The organism is Pseudomonas sp. LBUM1643 (assembly GCF_059716215.1).
In genome coordinates this window covers 2995714-3012509 of sequence record NZ_CP166813.1, presented here as the reverse complement: position 1 = coordinate 3012509, position 16796 = coordinate 2995714, and the positions used below count along the sequence as shown (strand labels likewise).

Sequence of the window (16796 nt, the reverse complement as noted above, 5' to 3'; positions counted from 1 at the left end):
CGCTGGAATTAAGGCAGGGTTAAATCCTGTCTTTTTCCTGCCCATACAAGCTGTTACTGTACGGTCCACAAAGCCCAAGCCGCCTGGATCGGATCTCTGACTTGAAGCGTCCCCTCCTCCTGCTCCTGATCAGCCTGGCCTTGAGCTCCACCGCAAGCGCGACGATCAGCGAAAGCCATGGTTATGCGCAGTTCGGCACGCTCAAGTACCCGGCCAGATTTACCCACTTCGACTGGGTCAACCCGCAAGCGCCCAAAGGCGGTACGTTGCGGGTGATGGCGTTTGGCACCTTCGATACGCTCAACCCCTACACCTTCAAGGGCTCAAGCCCGGTGTCCACGCCGAACTTCCCGCAATACGGCATCAACGAGCTCAACGAGCCGCTGATGGTCGGCACCGGTCAGTACGCGCCTTCGGGTGACGAGCCAACCTCCAGTTATGGGTTGATCGCCCAAACGGTGGAGTACAGCGAAGACCGCAGCTGGGTCGTATTCAACCTGCGCCCCGAAGCACGCTTTCACGATGGTTCTCCGATCACCGCGTACGACGTCGCGTTTTCCTACCGGCTGCTGCTCAAGGAAGGGCATCCGCAGTACCGCACCAACCTCCAGGAAGTGTTGCGGGTCGACATTCTCAACCCGCATCGCATTCGATTCGTTTTCAAGCGCGCCGGCAATCCTTTGCTGATCCTGCGCCTGGGCGAATTGCCAGTGCTGCCACAGCACTACTGGAAAGATCGTGATTTCAAGGCCACGACCTTCGAACCACCGCTGGGCAGCGGACCTTATCGAATCACCTCCGTCACTCCGGGTCGCCAGCTCATATTCGAGCGGGTCAAGGATTACTGGGGCAAGGACCTGCCGGTCAATCGCGGTAAATACAACGTCGATCGCATGGAGGTCGAGTTCTACCGCGACAGCGACGTCGCCTTCGAAGCCTTCAAGGCCGGTGAGTTCGACATCTACATCGAACACCAGGCGAAAAACTGGGAAAACGGCTACCGCTTCCCGGCCGTCACCCGGGGCGATGTGATCAAGGCACAGATCCCGCACCAGATCCCGACCCAAAGTCAGGGCCTGTTCATGAACACCCGCCGGGCAACGTTCAACGACACCAGGGTCCGCGAAGCATTGGGGCTGATGTTCGACTTCGAATGGACCAATCGCACGTTGTTCAGCGGCGCCTACAAACGCGCCATGAGCTACTACCCCAACAGTGAGTTTTCCGCCACCGGCCTGCCGGTCGGCCATGAATGGTTGATGCTCAAGCCCTACCGTGACCAGTTGCCGGCAAAACTCTTCACCGAACCGTTCAGCCTGGCCCAGACCGATGGCCGGGGTATCCCTCGGGACACTTTGCGCAAGGCATTGGGCCTCCTCGCTGAAGCGGGCTGGAAACTCAATGGCCAACGCGTGCAGAACGCAGCCGGCCTACCGCTGCGGCTGGAGATCCTGCTGGTCAACCCCAACCTGGAACGCATTCTTCAACCCTATGTGGAAAACCTCGCCAGCATCGGCATCGATGCCCGGCTACGCACGGTTGATCGCGCCCAGTACAAACAACGCCTGGATCAGTTCGATTTCGACATGATCCTGATGACCCTCAATCAGACACTGAGCCCGGGCCTGGAGCAATGGCAGTACTTCCATTCGAGCCAGGTCGGGGTCAAGGGCAGTAAAAACTACGCAGGGATTGCCAACCCGGTAGTCGACCATTTGCTTGATCTGTTACTCGCCGCAAAGACCCGTGACGAACAGGTGGCCGCCGGTAAAGCCCTGGACCGGGTGCTGTTGTGGCAGCACTACATCATCCCCAACTGGTACCTCAATAATCACCGCCTGGCCTACCGCAACCGGTTTGCCTTTGTCACCACGCCGCCCTACACCCTGGGCCTGAGCGCGTGGTGGCTGAAATCTTCGGAGAAGGATCTATGAAACCCGTACGTGCCTTGCTCTTGCAGGCCAGCGGTCTGTTGTTTGCCGGACTGGCTTGCGCCGCCCCGCAACACGCCCTGACCTTGTACAATGAGCCGCCGAAATACCCTGCTGACTTCAAGCATTTCGATTACGTGAATCCGGACGCCCCAAAAGGCGGGATTTTCCGGCAGGCGGGATTTGGCGGCTTCGACAGCCTCAATCCGTTCATCAGCAAAGGCGTACCGGCCGAAGACATCGGCATCATCTACGACACCCTGGCCAAACAGGGACTGGATGAACCGTTCACCGAATACGGCCTGGTCGCCGGCAAAATCGAGAAAGCCCCAGACAACAGCTGGGTGCGTTTTTACCTGCGCCCGGAAGCACGATTCCACGACGGTCACCCCATCCGCGCCGAAGACGTGGTGTTCAGCTATGACATGCTGACCAAGGAAGGCGCGCCCCTCTATCGCGGCTACTACAGCGATGTCGCCGAAGTGGTCGCCGAAGACCCGCTGACGGTGCTGTTCAAATTCAAACACAGCAATAACCGGGAACTTCCGTTGATCCTCGGCCAATTACCAGTGCTGCCCAAGCATTGGTGGGCCACCCGGGATTTCAACAAAGGCAACCTGGAACTGCCGTTGGGCAGCGGTCCCTACAAAGTCAGCCAAGTGAAGGCCGGACGCTCGGTGCGTTATGAACGGGTCAAGGATTACTGGGGCAAGGACCTGCCGGTCAACCGTGGTTTTTACAACTTCGACGTCATGACCACGGATTACTACCGCGACAACACCGTGGCCCTTGAAGCCCTCAAGGCCGGGCAGTTCGATTACTGGCTGGAGATGACCGCGAAAAACTGGGCCAACGCCTACAACATCCCGGCGGTAACCGAAGGTCGATTGATCAAGGAGCAGATCCCCAACGGCAACCCCACCGGCATGCAGGGCTTCGTGTTCAACCTGCGCCGCCCGGTATTCCAGGACGTGCGCGTGCGCCAGGCCCTGACGCTGTTGCTGGACTTTGAATGGACCAACAAGCAACTGTTCAACGGCGCTTATGCGCGCACCCGCAGTTACTTCGAAAATTCGGAGATGGCCGCCACGGGCCTGCCGGACGCCGACCAGCTGGCGATCCTCGACCCCTTTCGCGGCAAAATCCCCGATCAGGTATTTAGCGAGGCGTTCCAGAACCCGGTGACCGATGCCAGCGGCATGATCCGCGCCCAGCAACGCAAGGCCTATCAACTTCTGCAGGAGGCCGGTTGGCGAATCGTCGACGACAAGATGGTCGACGCCACGGGTAAACCGGTGACCATTGAATTCCTGCTGGCCCAAACCGAATTCGAGCGCGTGCTGCTGCCGTTCAAACGCAATCTCAGCGACCTCGGCATCGACCTGGTGATCCGCCGGGTCGACGTCTCCCAATACATCAATCGTGTGCGCTCCCGGGACTTCGACATGATCGTTGGCGGCTTCCCGCAGTCCAACTCGCCGGGTAACGAACAGCGCGAATTCTGGATGTCGGCCGCCGCCGACAAGCCCGGCAGCCGCAATTCCATGGGCCTCAAGGACCCGGTGGTGGACCAGTTGGTCGAGCAATTGATCAATTCCGATTCGCGCAACAGCCTGGTGGCCCACGCACGTGCGCTGGACCGCGTGCTGCAATGGGGCTACTACGTGATCCCCAACTGGCACATCAAGACGTGGCGCGTGGCGTACTGGAACCATATCGGCCATCCGAAAATCTCACCCACGTACGATGTCGGCATCAACACCTGGTGGATCAAGCCGGACGCGAAACCGGCGATAGAGATCGAAACCAAACTGCAAACCGACGCTGCGGGCACGGAGTAATCAGATGCTGGCGTATATTTTTCGGCGACTGTTGCTGATCATTCCGACGTTGCTCGGCATTTTGCTGATCAACTTCGTCATCATTCAGGCGGCACCGGGTGGCCCCGTAGAGCAGATGATTGCCAAGCTCGAAGGTTTTGAAGGCGCCACCAGCCGCATCGCCGGCGGTGGTGCGGAAGTGTCGGTCGCCGGTTCAGCCTATCGCGGCGCCCAAGGCCTGGACCCGGCGCTGGTCAAGGAAATCGAGCACATGTACGGCTTCGACAAATCGGCGCCGGAACGCTTGTGGATCATGATCAAGAACTACGCCACCCTGGATTTCGGTGACAGCTTCTTTCGGGACGCCAAGGTCATCGACCTGATCAAGGAAAAGATGCCGGTGTCGATTTCCCTCGGCCTCTGGAGCACGCTGATCATGTACCTGGTGTCGATCCCGCTGGGGATCGCCAAGGCCACGCGACACGGCAGTCATTTCGACGTCTGGACCAGCTCGTTGATCATCGTCGGTTATGCGATTCCGGCGTTCCTGTTTGCCATCCTGTTGATCGTATTGTTCGCTGGCGGCAGTTACTTCGACTGGTTCCCGCTCAGGGGCCTGACCTCGAACAACTTCGACGAACTGAGCATGGGCGGCAAGATTCTCGACTACTTCTGGCACCTCGCGCTGCCGGTGACGGCTCTGGTGATCGGCAACTTTGCGACCATGACCCTGCTGACCAAGAACAGCTTCCTCGATGAAATCAACAAGCAATACGTGGTCACGGCCAAAGCCAAGGGCCTGACCAATCATCGTGTGCTCTACGGTCACGTGTTCCGTAACGCGATGCTGCTGGTGATCGCCGGTTTCCCGTCGGCGTTCATCGGGATTTTCTTCACCGGCTCGTTGCTGGTGGAAGTCATCTTCTCGCTCGACGGTCTCGGGCTGATGAGTTTTGAAGCGGCGATCAACCGCGATTACCCGGTGGTGTTTGGCACGCTGTTCATCTTTACCCTGTTGGGGTTGGTGGTGAAATTGATAGGCGACCTGACGTACACCTTTGTCGATCCGCGCATCGACTTCGAAAGCCGGGAGCATTGAGATGAATCTTTCCCCGCTCAATCGACGACGTTTCGAACTCTTCAAAGCCAACAAGCGTGGCTGGTGGTCCCTCTGGCTGTTTCTGGTGCTTTTCGGCCTGAGCCTTGGTGCTGAACTCATCGCCAACGACAAACCGCTGGTGGTGCATTACGACGACGGCTGGTATTTCCCGGCGCTCAAACGCTACCCGGAGACCACCTTTGGGGGCGAATTTCCGTTGGAAGCCAACTACAAAAGTCCCTACATCCGCGAACTGCTCAAGGCCAAGGACGCCTGGGTGCTGTGGGCGCCGATTCCCTATAGCTACCAGAGCATCAACTACGACCTCAAGGTGCCAGCACCGGCACCGCCGTCGGCAGACAACCTGCTGGGCACTGACGATCAGGGCCGCGACGTGTTGGCCCGGGTGATTTACGGCTTCCGGATATCGGTGCTGTTCGCCCTGACGCTGACCGTCCTCAGCTCGATCATCGGGGTGATCGCCGGCGCCTTGCAGGGGTTTTATGGCGGTTGGGTCGACCTGGCCGGTCAGCGCTTTCTGGAGATCTGGTCCGGGTTGCCGGTGCTGTACCTGTTGATCATCCTCGCCAGCTTCGTCCAGCCGAACTTCTGGTGGCTGCTGGGGATCATGCTGCTGTTCTCCTGGATGAGCCTGGTCGACGTGGTACGCGCCGAATTCCTGCGGGGCCGCAACCTTGAGTACGTCCGCGCAGCCCGTGCCCTGGGGATGCAGAACGGTGCGATCATGTTCCGCCACATCTTGCCCAATGCCATGGTGTCGACCATGACGTTCATGCCCTTTATTCTGACCGGCGCCATCGGCACCTTGACCGCACTGGATTTCCTCGGCTTCGGTTTGCCGGCCGGTAGCCCGTCGCTGGGTGAACTGGTGGCGCAGGGCAAATCCAACCTGCAAGCGCCGTGGCTAGGCATGAGCGCCTTTGCCGTACTGGCGTTGATGCTGAGTCTGCTGGTTTTTATCGGTGAGTCCGCTCGCGATGCCTTCGACCCGAGGAAGTGAAATGAATCAGGACAATCTGATCGAAGTACGCGACCTTTCCGTCGAGTTTGTCGTGGGAGAGCGCTGTCAGCGCGTGGTTGAAGGTGTCAGTTTCGATATCAAGCGCGGTGAAACCCTGGCACTGGTGGGAGAAAGCGGCTCCGGAAAATCCGTGACGGCCCACTCCATCCTGCGGTTGCTGCCCTACCCGCTTGCCCGGCATCCCTCCGGGACCATCGAGTATTCGGGACAGGACCTGCTGAGCCTGAAAGAAAAAACCATCCGGCATATCCGCGGTAACCGAATCGCGATGATCTTCCAGGAGCCGATGACCTCGCTCAATCCGCTGCACTCGATCGAGAAGCAGATCAACGAGGTGCTGGGCATCCACAAAGGCCTGGTCGGTAAAATCGCGACGAAACGAACCCTTGAATTGCTGGAAATGGTCGGTATTCCCGAACCGCACAAGCGCCTCAAGGCGTTGCCCCATGAATTGTCCGGTGGCCAGCGACAGCGCGTGATGATCGCCATGGCCCTGGCCAATGAGCCGGAGTTGCTGATTGCCGATGAGCCGACCACCGCTCTGGACGTGACCGTTCAGCTCAAAATCCTCGAATTGCTCAAGGAATTGCAGGCGCGTCTGGGTATGGCGCTGCTACTGATCAGCCACGATTTGAACCTGGTGCGAAGAATTGCGCATCGAGTATGTGTCATGCAGCGCGGTTGCATCGTCGAACAGGCATCGTGCGAAGAGTTGTTCCGTGCGCCGCAGCATCCGTACACTCGGGAACTGCTCGCAGCGGAGCCCAGCGGCAAACCGGCGACCAATGTCATTGGCCCGCCACTGCTGGAGGTCGAGGACTTGAAAGTCTGGTTCCCGATCAAGAAAGGCTTGCTGAAAAAGACGGTCGATCACATCAAAGCGGTGGACGGGATCAACTTCAGCCTGCCTCAAGGCCAGACCTTGGGGATTGTGGGGGAAAGCGGTTCCGGCAAGTCGACACTGGGTCTGGCGATTTTGCGACTGATCGGCAGCAAAGGCGCGATCCGTTTTGAAGGCAAGCAGCTAGACTGCCTGACGCAGCAACAAGTTCGACCGCTACGGCGGGAGATGCAGGTGGTGTTTCAGGACCCGTTTGGCAGCTTGAGTCCTCGGATGTGCGTGAGCCAGATCATCGGCGAAGGCCTGCGGATCCACAAGATGGGCACCGAGGCCGAACAGGAACAAGCGATTATTGCAGCACTCAAGGAGGTAGGCCTGGACCCGGAAACCCGGAACCGCTACCCCCACGAATTTTCCGGTGGGCAGCGGCAGAGAATCGCCATTGCCCGGGCATTAGTGTTAAAACCGGCGCTGATTCTGCTGGACGAGCCAACCTCGGCCCTCGACCGGACAGTGCAACGCCAAGTGGTGGAGCTACTGCGTTCACTGCAAACCAAGTACAACCTGACGTATCTGTTTATCAGCCATGACCTGGCTGTCGTCAAAGCGCTGAGCCACCAGCTGATGGTGGTCAAGCATGGCCAAGTGGTCGAACAGGGAGACGCGCAAAGTATTTTTGCCGCCCCCCAACATCCGTATACACAGCAGTTGCTGGAAGCCGCTTTCCTGGCACCAGCCACTGCGCAATAACCTGAAAGAGAGGAGCAACACATGGGTTTTCTCGCCGGTAAGCGCGTACTGATCGTCGGTGTCGCCAGCAAGCTGTCCATCGCATCCGGCATCGCTGCCGCCATGCATCGCGAGGGCGCTGAGCTTGCCTTCACTTATCAGAACGACAAACTCAAGGGTCGTGTCGAAGAGTTCGCACAAAGCTGGGGTTCGAACCCGGACCTGTGCTTCCCGTGCGACGTGGCCAGCGATGAAGAAATCGCCAAGGTCTTCGTTGAACTGGGCAAGAAGTGGGACGGCCTGGATTGCATCGTGCACTCCGTCGGCTTCGCACCGGGCGACCAGCTGGATGGCGACTTCACCGAAGCCACCACCCGTGAAGGTTTCCGCATCGCTCACGACATCAGCGCCTACAGCTTCGTGGCCTTGGCCAAAGCCGGTCGCGAAATGATGAAAGGCCGCAACGGCAGCCTGCTGACCCTGTCGTACCTGGGCGCTGAGCGCACCATGCCGAACTACAACGTCATGGGCATGGCCAAGGCTTCCCTGGAAGCTGGCGTGCGTTACCTGGCCGGCTCCCTCGGCCCGGACGGCACCCGCGTCAACTGCGTATCGGCTGGCCCGATCCGCACCCTCGCCGCCTCCGGCATCAAGAACTTCCGCAAGATGCTGGCCGCCAACGAAGCGCAAACGCCGCTGCGTCGTAACGTCACCATCGACGAAGTCGGCAACGCCGGCGCCTTCCTGTGCTCGGACCTGGCGTCCGGCATCAGCGGTGAAATCATGTACGTAGACGGCGGTTTCAACACCACCGCCATGGGCAGCCTCGAAGAGTAATCTTCAGCTCGCCAATGAAAAAACCCGCCTTTCCAGGCGGGTTTTTTACGTCTGCAGTTTACCGAAAAACACAAATCCCTTGCGGGAGCGAGCCTGCTCGCGATGGCGCCATGTCAGGCAACATTAACGGTGAACGTCAGCCAGCAATCGCGAGCAGGCTCACTCCTACAGTGTGAGTGACTCGTCTCTCAGGCACTGCGTAAACAACTCCTGGATCGGCTGCGTGCGATTGCTATACCGCTGCAACAACACCATCTCCCGGTAGAACGTCAGCTCGCCTAACGGGATCACCCTCACCTTGGCCCCATACTCCAGCCACAGCCCCGCCCGAGGCAGCAACGAAACGCCCAGCCCGCACTCGACCATTTTCACGATGGCCTCAAGCTCATCCAGCTCCAGCGCAACCTGCACGTCGATCCGCTGCTCGCGCAAAAAACGCGTCACAAGGCGTCCGCCGAACGAGTTACGGTCGTAACGCACATGGGGATGGTCGGCCAGTAATTGCAACGGGTCATCGCCCGGCAGATCGAGCGGAACGATCAACACAAAAGGCTCGCGCCGAATGACTTGCGCCGACAGTTCCTTGGGCAATTCGAACGGGGGCTTGATCAGGATCGCCAGGTCCACTTCTCCCGTGTCCACCTGACTCAACAAGTTCAGCGATACCCCCGGTACCAGTTTCGGTTCCAGCAGCGGCGCCTGTTGCCGTAAACGCAGTAATGCCTGTGGCAGCAAGCCGGTTTGCGCCGTCGCCACCGCGCCGATTTTCAGCTCGCCCCGGTACTCGCTCACGTCGTCGCTGATCGCCATGCGGCTGAACGTGTCGAGCATGTCCCTGGCCATCGGCAACGCGCGCAGCCCCGCCGCATTCAGCAGTGCCTGGCGCCCCGTGCGATCGAACAGACGAATCCCCAGCGCTTGCTCGAGATTGCGAATCTGCGCGCTGACCGCCGACTGGGTCAGGCCGATGTGCATGCCAGCCGCCGCGAACGTGCCGTAGCGGGCGACAGCGAGGAAGGTTTTCAGCTCTCTTAGCATGGCGCACTCGATTGATCGTAATAATTCGTGCTCGGCGCAAAAATTATCGTCTTTTAATCAAAATTAACAGGACTAAACTCATTTCGTCCCGTCATTCATCGAGATTTAGCCATGTCCCTCTCTCCTTTTCACCTCGCCATACCGGTTTACGACCTTGCCGCCGCGCGCCATTTCTACGCGACAGTGTTTGGCCTGGAAGAAGGTCGCTCAAGCGATCATTGGGTGGACTTCAACTTCTTTGGCCATCAGCTTGTGATCCATCTGGCACCGAAGAATGCTTCACAGGAAGCCGCCCACACCAACGCCGTCGATGGCCATAACGTGCCCGTGCCGCATTTCGGCGTGGTGTTGGGAATGTCGGAATGGGAGGCCCTGGCCGAGCGCTTGCAATCCGTGGGTGCGCGCTTCGTGATTGAGCCAGGTATCCGATTTCAGGGGTTGGTGGGCGAGCAGGCCACAATGTTTCTGTTCGATCCCTGCGGTAACGCACTGGAGTTCAAGGCCTTCAAGGACGTCGACCAGTTGTTTGCCAAATGAACCTCGCCAACCTTGATGCCACCGACCTGAGTGCCGCCGTGTTCAATGGGGAGGCGACGGCCGCGGCGGTCGCTGAGACCTTTCTGGAATGTGTCCACGCGCTTGAGCCGACGATCCACGCGTTTGCCTCGTTCGACCCACAACAGGTCCGGGAACAAGCGGCGCAGCATGATGGCCAGGGCTTGCTTGCCGGGGTGCCGGTCGGGATCAAGGACATCTTCGACAGCGCCGACCACCCCACGCAGTTTTACTCGCCGATCTATGCCGATCACCGACCGTCTCGGGATGCCCACGTGGTGACGTTGCTGCGCCAAGCGGGTGCCCTGATCATGGGCAAGACGCACACCACTGAATTCGCGTACATGCACACCGGCCCCACCCGCAACCCCCACGACCTGAAACGCACGCCCGGCAGTTCCAGTGCCGGCTCCGCTGCCGGAATGGCGGCCGGATTCTTCGCCGTGGCCCTGGGCACTCAAACGGCCGGATCGCTGCTCAAACCCGCGTCCTATTGTGGACTTTTTGCTTTCAAGCCATCGCTGGGACTGGTGTCTCTGGAGGGCGTCAAACCACTGGCTCCGAGCTTCGACACGGTGGGTTGGTACGGTCGATCGGTGCGCGACCTCCAGCGGGTGGCACGGGTGCTGATTCCAGGATTCCCGCTAGCCGAGGTGGCGGTTGAGCAACGTCCCTTGAAGCTGGGCTTCTGCCGCACTTCACGCTGGAATGACATCGAACCGCAGGTGGTCTCTGAACTCGAGTGCGCGCTTGATCAGCTGCGCAGCGCGGGCCATGAAGTCATCGAAATACAATTGCCGGAGGATTTCTCCAGCGTGTTCGACGACCATCAGCTCATCAATGATTGTGAGGGTGCCCGGTCGCTGGCAAAAGAGTTTCGCCAGCATCAGGAGCAATTAAGTCCGTCGACATTGGCGATGTTTGAGCGAGCAAAGGCGACCAGTTGGGACCAGGAGTCCGCCGCCAAGGCCCGCCTCATGGCACTTGCGCCGCGCTTGCATGAGCTTTGCCAGCCGTTCGACGCCATGCTCGGCGCCTGTTGCGGCATGGTCGCGCCCTTGGGCCTGCAACACACCGGGCCATCGGACTTCATCAAGTTCTGGGGGGCTTTCGGTTGGCCGCAAGTGAACGTCCCACTATGGCGCCCTTTTCCGCTACTGCCCATTGGACTGCAAATGATTGGGCGATTCAGAAATGACAGGCAGTTGCTCGACGCCGCATTACAGGTTGCAGCTGATCTGCAAAGGGACGTTTAAAACCGGACCGACCCTTGATGGCGTGAAAAATCAACTGCAGCCATCAGGCCATCCACGGTCCGGTGGGTGTCAGGATCGAATTCGATTTGTTCAATGCTGAAGCGAATGTCATAACCAGGATGCGCGGTGGCAATGCGCTCATCGAGCATTTCCTGGACCCTCGACCTGATGCCGGCGATTTCCACCGCAGAGGAGCCGGTCAACAGCACCGCGAAGTCATTACCGCCCACACGCCCGACCACATCACTCTCGCGAAAGGCGATACGCAGAACATCGGCAAATGCTTTTAGGGCCTTGTCGCCCTCGCGACGCCCGTACGCGTTGTTGATCTGGTTGAAATAACTCAGGTCGAATAGCAGCAACGTCGCCGGTTTCTCCAACTGCTGACAGGCATCCAGCCACAACTGGGCCAGAACAAGAAACCCGTGAAGGTTCGTCAGCAGGGTCAACTCGTCCATGCTTGCCATTTGCACCGCCGTTAGTTGTTGCTCGAACGAACGTGCCAGCTCTCTCATCCGTTCCCGATCTTGCACTGCATTTTCGAGAATACTGCGTTCGCATGAGAGCTCTGTGTGAACACCGGATTTGCCCGGTTTTCCTGAAACGACCATCAGTCACTCCATTGGAGGGTTTATACATTAGAGACGCCCTCACCCGGTTTGACTCACTATTTTGCTACCGCTGGTCAGATACCGTCGACCGGACAGGGTCCTCCTGCATCGGCCCAGCGCTTGAACTGGTCGACAAAAATGTCGTGTGGCACCGGTATTGGCGCACGACCTGCGCCAGGGTTCCAGCCCCAAAGCACCAGTTTGTCGTCGCTGACGTGCTTGATCAGCGCCGCAAAATCACGGTCCCCATTGCTGGAACGGTCCTTGATCATCGCGCACAGCTTGTCCGCCGGAAGCCCGATCCAGGCCATTTTGTGCGCCGCTGGCGGCAGGCTCCAATGCGGCGCTCCCGGTGGCGCGTGGGGACCGTAACTGGCCGGCGGGTTGGCTTCGGCGTGGCACGTCGCGCAAGGCAAGCCTGCCGCGCCCTTACCGTCCATGCCTCGGACCACGTTCATGGCGTGGGGCACGCCGGCGTCGAACTGCAACGGAGAGTCGCCGGGAATGTGGCAGTTCTGGCAACGGGGGCTCTGGAAGACTTTTTGCACCGTTTCGAACGCCTTCAACGCGTCTTTATCGTCGGCGAACAGGTCCTCGGCGTACGCTGCCAGTCCAATCAGAATCACCGCACCCAGTACCAGATGTCGTCTCATCTCACACCCCCGACAGTTGCAGCGGCAGTTCCCGCAGCCGTTGCCCGGTCAATGCGAACACCGCATTGGCCACCGCAGGCGCAGTGGGCGGGACACCCGCTTCGCCAATGCCTCCGGGCTTGTCCGTACTCGGCATGATGTGCACTTCGACCACGGGCATTTCGTTCAGGCGCAGCACTTGATAATCGTGGTAGTTGGACTGCACCACTTTGCCGTCCTTGAAGGTCAGTTTGCTATGGAGCGCAAACCCCAGGCCGAAAGTGATGCACGATTCCATCTGCGCCGCGATGCTTTGTGGGTTCACCGCAATCCCGCAGTCCACCGCACAGACCACGCGATGCACGCGGATCGCCAGGTTGTCCTGGGACACTTCGGCCACTTGTGCAACGTAGCTGCCGAACGACTCGTGCACCGCCACGCCCAGCGCATGGCCGTCCGGCAGCGGCGCTGTCCAGTTGGCTTTTTCTACTGCAAGGTTGAGTACACCGAGATGCCGTGGGTGATCCTTGAGCAAGGTTCGCCGATATTCAACCGGGTCCTTGTCCGCCGCCTCGGCCAATTCGTCGATCAACGACTCCATCACGAACGCCGTATGACTGTGGCCGACCGAGCGCAACCACAACACGTTGATGCCGGTTTTCGGCGAATGCAGCTCGACCTGATGATGCGCCAGACCTACGAGATAGGGACTGTCTGCCACCCCTTCGACCGAGGTTTTATCGATGCCCCCTTTGACCATCGCCTCTTCGAGCATCGTGCCGGCCATGATCGATTGCCCGACCATGACATGCTTCCACGCAATGGGCATCCCGCCGGCATCGAGGCCGATGCGCGCCTGATGCAGAAACGCCGAACGGTAGCAACCGCCGCGTATGTCGTCTTCTCGCGACCACACGGTTTTCACCGGCCCACCTGCGGCTTTGGCGACCTGCACCGCTTCCGCGACAAAATCCGAGGTCGGGTTGGCTCGCCGACCAAACCCGCCACCGAGAAATTCGGTGTGAATAATGACCTGCTCAGGCTTCAGCCCGGTGATTTTTCCGGCGATCATTTGATCCAGTGTCTGAAACTGCGTCCCCGTCCAGATCTCGCATTTATCCTGGGTAATTTTTACGGTGCAGTTAAGCGGCTCCATCGGGGCATGAGCCAGGTAAGGCACACTGTATTCGACGTCGATCGTTTTCGCCGCCTTGCCCAGCGTGCCCGCGGCGTCCCCGGCGGTGCTGGCCGGCAGCCCTGTGGTGCCTGCGAGCTTGCGGAAACTTTCCAGCAGTTTCTGGCTGTCGAGGTCGGTGTTCGGGCCCAGGTCCCAATCGATCCTGAGCGCATCGCGCCCCAGTTTCGCGGCCCAGTAATGATCGGCGATGACGGCGACACCGCTGGGCACCTGCACCACTTTATGCACGCCGGGTATCGCCAGCGCTTCGGCGCCTTCGAAGGATTTGACGCTGCCGCCGAACACCGGCGAACGCGCGACCATGGCCGTCATCAGGCCGTCGAATTGCACGTCCATGCCGAACTTGGCCCGCCCAGTGATTTTCTCTGGCGTGTCCAGGCGTTTGGTGGGCTTGCCGATCAGTTTCCAGTCCTTGGCTTCTTTGAGTTTGATCGAAGCGGGGTCCGGCACGGGTAGCTTGCCGGCGTCGTCCGCCAGCTCGCCATAGGTGGCGCGGTTGTCGCCGGCGATGACCACGCCGGATTCGGTACGAATAGACGAGGGTGCAACACCGAAACGCTTGGCGGCCGCGTCGATCAGCATTAACCGCGCTACCGCGCCGGCCTGGCGGTAGCGGTCGAACTCCATCCAGGTCGAGGTTGAGCCACCCGTTATCTGCATCCCGCCAAACCCGGCCAGGCCATAGTCGGCAGCCGATGCTGGAGAGTGTTCGACAATGATTTTCGACCAGTCGGCGTCCAGCTCTTCCGCGATCAGCATGGTCAGGCCGGTCCAGATGCCTTGGCCCATTTCCGAATGCCCGAGCAGTACCGTGACGCTGTTGTCATTGCCGATTCGCAGAAAAGCATTCGGTGCAAACACATTGCCCTGGTTTTCGGCAGCCATCGCGAACCGGTGGGCACCCGGGATGGCGAACGCCACCACCAGCCCGCCGCCCAACACGACGCTGCCCTTGAGAAATCCACGGCGCGATAACGGATTAAAGCTGTTCATAGCCCACCCTCCCTCACCGGGGCATCAACCGATTTGTGCAGCACGTTTCACCGCCGCACGAATTCGCGGATAGGTGCCACAGCGGCAGATATTGCCGGAAAGCGCCTGGTCGATATCGGCGTCAGTGGGCTTGGGGATTTTCGCCAGCAACGCGGCGGCAGACATGATCTGCCCGGACTGGCAATATCCGCACTGAACCACATCGAGCTCGGCCCAGGCTTGCTGGACCGGGTGCGAACCGTCGGTTGACAAGCCTTCGATGGTGAGAATTTTCTGCCCGTGAGCCACAGCGGTGGCGGGCGTGATGCATGAGCGCAGCGGCGCGCCGTCGACGTGTACCGTACAGGCGCCGCATTGAGCCATGCCACAACCGAATTTGGTGCCTGTGAGGTGCGCGACATCGCGCAGGACCCACAGCAGCGGCATGTCCGCGGGGACATCCAGCGCCTGGTCCTTGCCATTGATATTCAGGGTCAGCATTGCGGTTACCTCAGACTCACGGGGACGCGTTTTTCAGTGGGAGCACGCGTTGCTCCTACCGCACGGCGCGTCTTTGCGTGCCTGGTTCATCCCTTACAGCTAAGCGCAAATTACCGCAGGAGACCGGCACATCGACCACCGGTCACGCAGTCACTGCCCTGAGGCAAGCGCAGAGTGGCGTTTTGCGCTTGCACCCATGTCGCTAAACCCTCGGCCCCAGCAACATGCCGGTATAGCGCATCAGGAACAGCCCAAACGCCACACACCAGAGCGACGCCGAGATGCCCAGGCCGACAGTGGAAAACGGCACCAGCAAGACGCGACAGACCGCACCCATGGACAGCAAGGCGAATCCAAGGGTGATTGCCTTCGATGGCTGCAACGGTCGCCCGGTATGACCGAGACTGACCCGCGCAATCATCGCCAGTATCAAACCGCCGATACCTCCCACTGCCAGCGAATGCGTGGCGAGGCTTTGTTGCGGTATCAGCCCCGCATGCCACAGCGCCATTGCCAGCGCTGCAACCACCAGCCAGGCATAGGCAAGGTACAGCGACCAGAGCAACGGCACACGCCAGATACCCCGGTCATGCCAGCGCCAGAGGCGCAGCAGATGCAAACCGCCCATCAGCCCAAACAAACCGGCGAGCCAGCGGTTGGGAGCGTTTTCCAGCCCCGGGGTAAACGACAGCGCAGCGAGCACTCCAACGAGCAGTAACCCTTTGGACAGCCAAGGTTGCGCAACTGACGCTACGGGTCGATTCAAGCCCCGCTGGATGAAGAACGGAATCACCCGTCCGCCAATCACGCTCATCAGCGCACCCACCAACCACAGCGCCGCCAGTACGCCCCGCCGTTGCAGGTCGACATCCTCGGTGGATATCCCCACCAGCGTCAGCGCCTGGCAACCCGCGAGCAAAGAGATCACGAGCAGAATCGGATAATTATCACGCTTGCCGGCAGCGATAAGGTCGCGCCCCAACACCCACGCCAATAACGGCAGAAACGGGATTTGCAGCGCAATCAACACCGCAGCCGGCATCGGCAGCCACCACGCCAGTCGCGCTGTCAGCCACACCAGCAACAGACCGATAAGCGGCCCGCCGTGAAGCCCTGGACGCCCGGTCCAGTTCGGCACTGCCGTCAGTAAAAATCCGCCGATGATCGCCGAGGCGAATCCGAAGGGCATCTCATGCCGATGCCAGGCCAGCATGCCGCCCAGGGGTTGTGCCGCTGGAAACCGACCGTATAACCAGAGGGCCCAAACTGTCACAGCTATTGCAGCAAACCCCGCGCCGGCCAGGAAGAACGGCCGGAACCCCAGCGTGAACACCGGCGCCGCGACGAACTTGCGCATCACGCTCTGGCCCCGACCAAGGGTTGGCCCAGCCGATGCTGGGACAGCAGGCGCATGACATAGCCGATTTTGAGCAAGGTAGGTCCGATGATCGTCATCGCGTGCAACGACACCAGCGCGACAATGGGCAAATGACCGTCGTACAAATAGGCGCCGTAAACACCAGCGAGCAACAGCCCAAGACCCGCGCCCAGTACACGACTCGACAACCGCAGAACATTGTGGGGATTGTTGAAGAAATCGAACATTTTCCGGTACTCCTGAAGTCGTTCAGTTGTAATCGGGATGTATCAAGAGCCGTGCCAGGTATTAAGCCCTTTTAAATCAATGAGGTCAGAGGATCGATGTCATTTAGACCATATTCGATTAGAGTCTTT

The 16796-nt window shown here is 59.7% G+C and carries 15 protein-coding genes; 8 read left to right on the top strand and 7 right to left on the bottom strand.

Annotation, left to right across the window (positions count from 1 at the left end; translation table 11 throughout):
* Positions 1-119 precede the first annotated feature (119 nt).
* From ACA063_RS13630 to fabI, 6 genes are read left to right on the top strand one after another with little or no spacing between them, the layout of a single operon-like run.
* Positions 120-1934, top strand: coding sequence for an extracellular solute-binding protein (locus ACA063_RS13630; RefSeq protein ID WP_497666522.1), 1815 nt, complete (start codon positions 120-122; stop codon positions 1932-1934).
* Positions 1931-3772, top strand: coding sequence for an extracellular solute-binding protein (locus ACA063_RS13625; RefSeq protein ID WP_162436784.1), 1842 nt, complete (start codon positions 1931-1933; stop codon positions 3770-3772). Before ACA063_RS13630 ends, ACA063_RS13625 begins: the two co-directional genes overlap by 4 nt.
* A 4-nt stretch (positions 3773-3776) precedes the next feature.
* Complete coding sequence (locus tag ACA063_RS13620) at positions 3777-4850, top strand: microcin C ABC transporter permease YejB (RefSeq protein WP_162436785.1); 1074 nt, start codon at positions 3777-3779, stop codon at positions 4848-4850.
* A 1-nt stretch (position 4851) separates the two neighbouring features.
* On the top strand, positions 4852-5871 hold the full coding sequence (locus ACA063_RS13615) for an ABC transporter permease (protein ID WP_162436786.1): 1020 nt from the start codon (positions 4852-4854) through the stop codon (positions 5869-5871).
* A 1-nt stretch (position 5872) separates the two neighbouring features.
* Positions 5873-7483 carry an ABC transporter ATP-binding protein gene (locus ACA063_RS13610; protein ID WP_497666291.1) on the top strand — a complete coding sequence of 537 codons (1611 nt, stop codon included), beginning with the start codon at positions 5873-5875 and terminating at the stop codon, positions 7481-7483.
* Positions 7484-7504: 21 nt separating this feature from the next.
* Complete coding sequence (gene fabI, locus ACA063_RS13605) at positions 7505-8299, top strand: enoyl-ACP reductase FabI (RefSeq protein ID WP_008152082.1); 795 nt, start codon at positions 7505-7507, stop codon at positions 8297-8299.
* 165 nt (positions 8300-8464) lie between these two features.
* Here the strand turns inward: fabI and ACA063_RS13600 are convergent, their stop codons facing one another.
* The gene (locus ACA063_RS13600; RefSeq protein ID WP_497666290.1) at positions 8465-9337 is read right to left on the bottom strand and encodes a LysR family transcriptional regulator; all 873 of its coding nucleotides are present in this window, start codon (positions 9335-9337) and stop codon (positions 8465-8467) included.
* Between the two features lie 111 nt (positions 9338-9448).
* Between ACA063_RS13600 and ACA063_RS13595 the strand changes: the two genes are divergently transcribed.
* Both ACA063_RS13595 and ACA063_RS13590 read left to right on the top strand, forming a co-directional pair.
* Positions 9449-9874 (top strand): VOC family protein, encoded by a 426-nt coding sequence (locus ACA063_RS13595; protein WP_497666289.1) that lies wholly within the window; start codon positions 9449-9451, stop codon positions 9872-9874.
* Positions 9871-11148, top strand: coding sequence for an amidase (locus tag ACA063_RS13590; protein ID WP_497666288.1), 1278 nt, complete (start codon positions 9871-9873; stop codon positions 11146-11148). Before ACA063_RS13595 ends, ACA063_RS13590 begins: the two co-directional genes overlap by 4 nt.
* Here the strand turns inward: ACA063_RS13590 and ACA063_RS13585 are convergent.
* The 6 genes from ACA063_RS13585 to ACA063_RS13560 all read right to left on the bottom strand — a co-directional run bounded on the left by ACA063_RS13585 (position 11145) and on the right by ACA063_RS13560 (position 16667).
* Positions 11145-11759, bottom strand: a complete 615-nt coding sequence (locus tag ACA063_RS13585; RefSeq protein ID WP_497666287.1) for a GGDEF domain-containing protein — start codon at positions 11757-11759, stop codon at positions 11145-11147. The two genes, ACA063_RS13590 and ACA063_RS13585, sit on opposite strands and share 4 nt — an antisense overlap.
* Positions 11760-11833: 74 nt before the next feature.
* Positions 11834-12412, bottom strand: coding sequence for a hypothetical protein (locus ACA063_RS13580; protein WP_497666286.1), 579 nt, complete (start codon positions 12410-12412; stop codon positions 11834-11836).
* 1 nt (position 12413) lies between these two features.
* On the bottom strand, positions 12414-14582 hold the full coding sequence (locus tag ACA063_RS13575) for a xanthine dehydrogenase family protein molybdopterin-binding subunit (protein ID WP_497666285.1): 2169 nt from the start codon (positions 14580-14582) through the stop codon (positions 12414-12416).
* 24 nt (positions 14583-14606) lie between these two features.
* On the bottom strand, positions 14607-15062 hold the full coding sequence (locus ACA063_RS13570; protein WP_162436793.1) for a (2Fe-2S)-binding protein: 456 nt from the start codon (positions 15060-15062) through the stop codon (positions 14607-14609).
* Between the two features lie 202 nt (positions 15063-15264).
* Positions 15265-16419, bottom strand: coding sequence for an NnrS family protein (locus ACA063_RS13565; protein WP_497666284.1), 1155 nt, complete (start codon positions 16417-16419; stop codon positions 15265-15267).
* Positions 16419-16667: a transmembrane sensor/regulator PpyR gene (locus ACA063_RS13560; RefSeq protein ID WP_497666283.1), complete on the bottom strand. Its 249-nt coding sequence runs from the start codon at positions 16665-16667 to the stop codon at positions 16419-16421. Before ACA063_RS13560 ends, ACA063_RS13565 begins: the two co-directional genes overlap by 1 nt.
* Positions 16668-16796: the final 129 nt, after the last annotated feature.

What these genes read in the sequence shown, in the direction of transcription:
- ACA063_RS13625 (WP_162436784.1), top strand. Translation starts at nt 1,931, where the DNA reads ATGAAACCCGTACGTGCCTTGCTCTTGCAGGCCAGCGGTCTGTTGTTT.
- ACA063_RS13620 (WP_162436785.1), top strand. Translation starts at nt 3,777, where the DNA reads ATGCTGGCGTATATTTTTCGGCGACTGTTGCTGATCATTCCGACGTTG.
- ACA063_RS13615 (WP_162436786.1), top strand. Translation starts at nt 4,852, where the DNA reads ATGAATCTTTCCCCGCTCAATCGACGACGTTTCGAACTCTTCAAAGCC.
- ACA063_RS13610 (WP_497666291.1), top strand. Translation starts at nt 5,873, where the DNA reads ATGAATCAGGACAATCTGATCGAAGTACGCGACCTTTCCGTCGAGTTT.
- fabI (WP_008152082.1), top strand. Translation starts at nt 7,505, where the DNA reads ATGGGTTTTCTCGCCGGTAAGCGCGTACTGATCGTCGGTGTCGCCAGC.
- ACA063_RS13600 (WP_497666290.1), bottom strand. Translation starts at nt 9,337, where the DNA reads ATGCTAAGAGAGCTGAAAACCTTCCTCGCTGTCGCCCGCTACGGCACG.
- ACA063_RS13595 (WP_497666289.1), top strand. Translation starts at nt 9,449, where the DNA reads ATGTCCCTCTCTCCTTTTCACCTCGCCATACCGGTTTACGACCTTGCC.
- ACA063_RS13590 (WP_497666288.1), top strand. Translation starts at nt 9,871, where the DNA reads ATGAACCTCGCCAACCTTGATGCCACCGACCTGAGTGCCGCCGTGTTC.
- ACA063_RS13585 (WP_497666287.1), bottom strand. Translation starts at nt 11,759, where the DNA reads ATGGTCGTTTCAGGAAAACCGGGCAAATCCGGTGTTCACACAGAGCTC.
- ACA063_RS13580 (WP_497666286.1), bottom strand. Translation starts at nt 12,412, where the DNA reads ATGAGACGACATCTGGTACTGGGTGCGGTGATTCTGATTGGACTGGCA.
- ACA063_RS13575 (WP_497666285.1), bottom strand. Translation starts at nt 14,582, where the DNA reads ATGAACAGCTTTAATCCGTTATCGCGCCGTGGATTTCTCAAGGGCAGC.
- ACA063_RS13570 (WP_162436793.1), bottom strand. Translation starts at nt 15,062, where the DNA reads ATGCTGACCCTGAATATCAATGGCAAGGACCAGGCGCTGGATGTCCCC.
- ACA063_RS13565 (WP_497666284.1), bottom strand. Translation starts at nt 16,419, where the DNA reads ATGCGCAAGTTCGTCGCGGCGCCGGTGTTCACGCTGGGGTTCCGGCCG.
- ACA063_RS13560 (WP_497666283.1), bottom strand. Translation starts at nt 16,667, where the DNA reads ATGTTCGATTTCTTCAACAATCCCCACAATGTTCTGCGGTTGTCGAGT.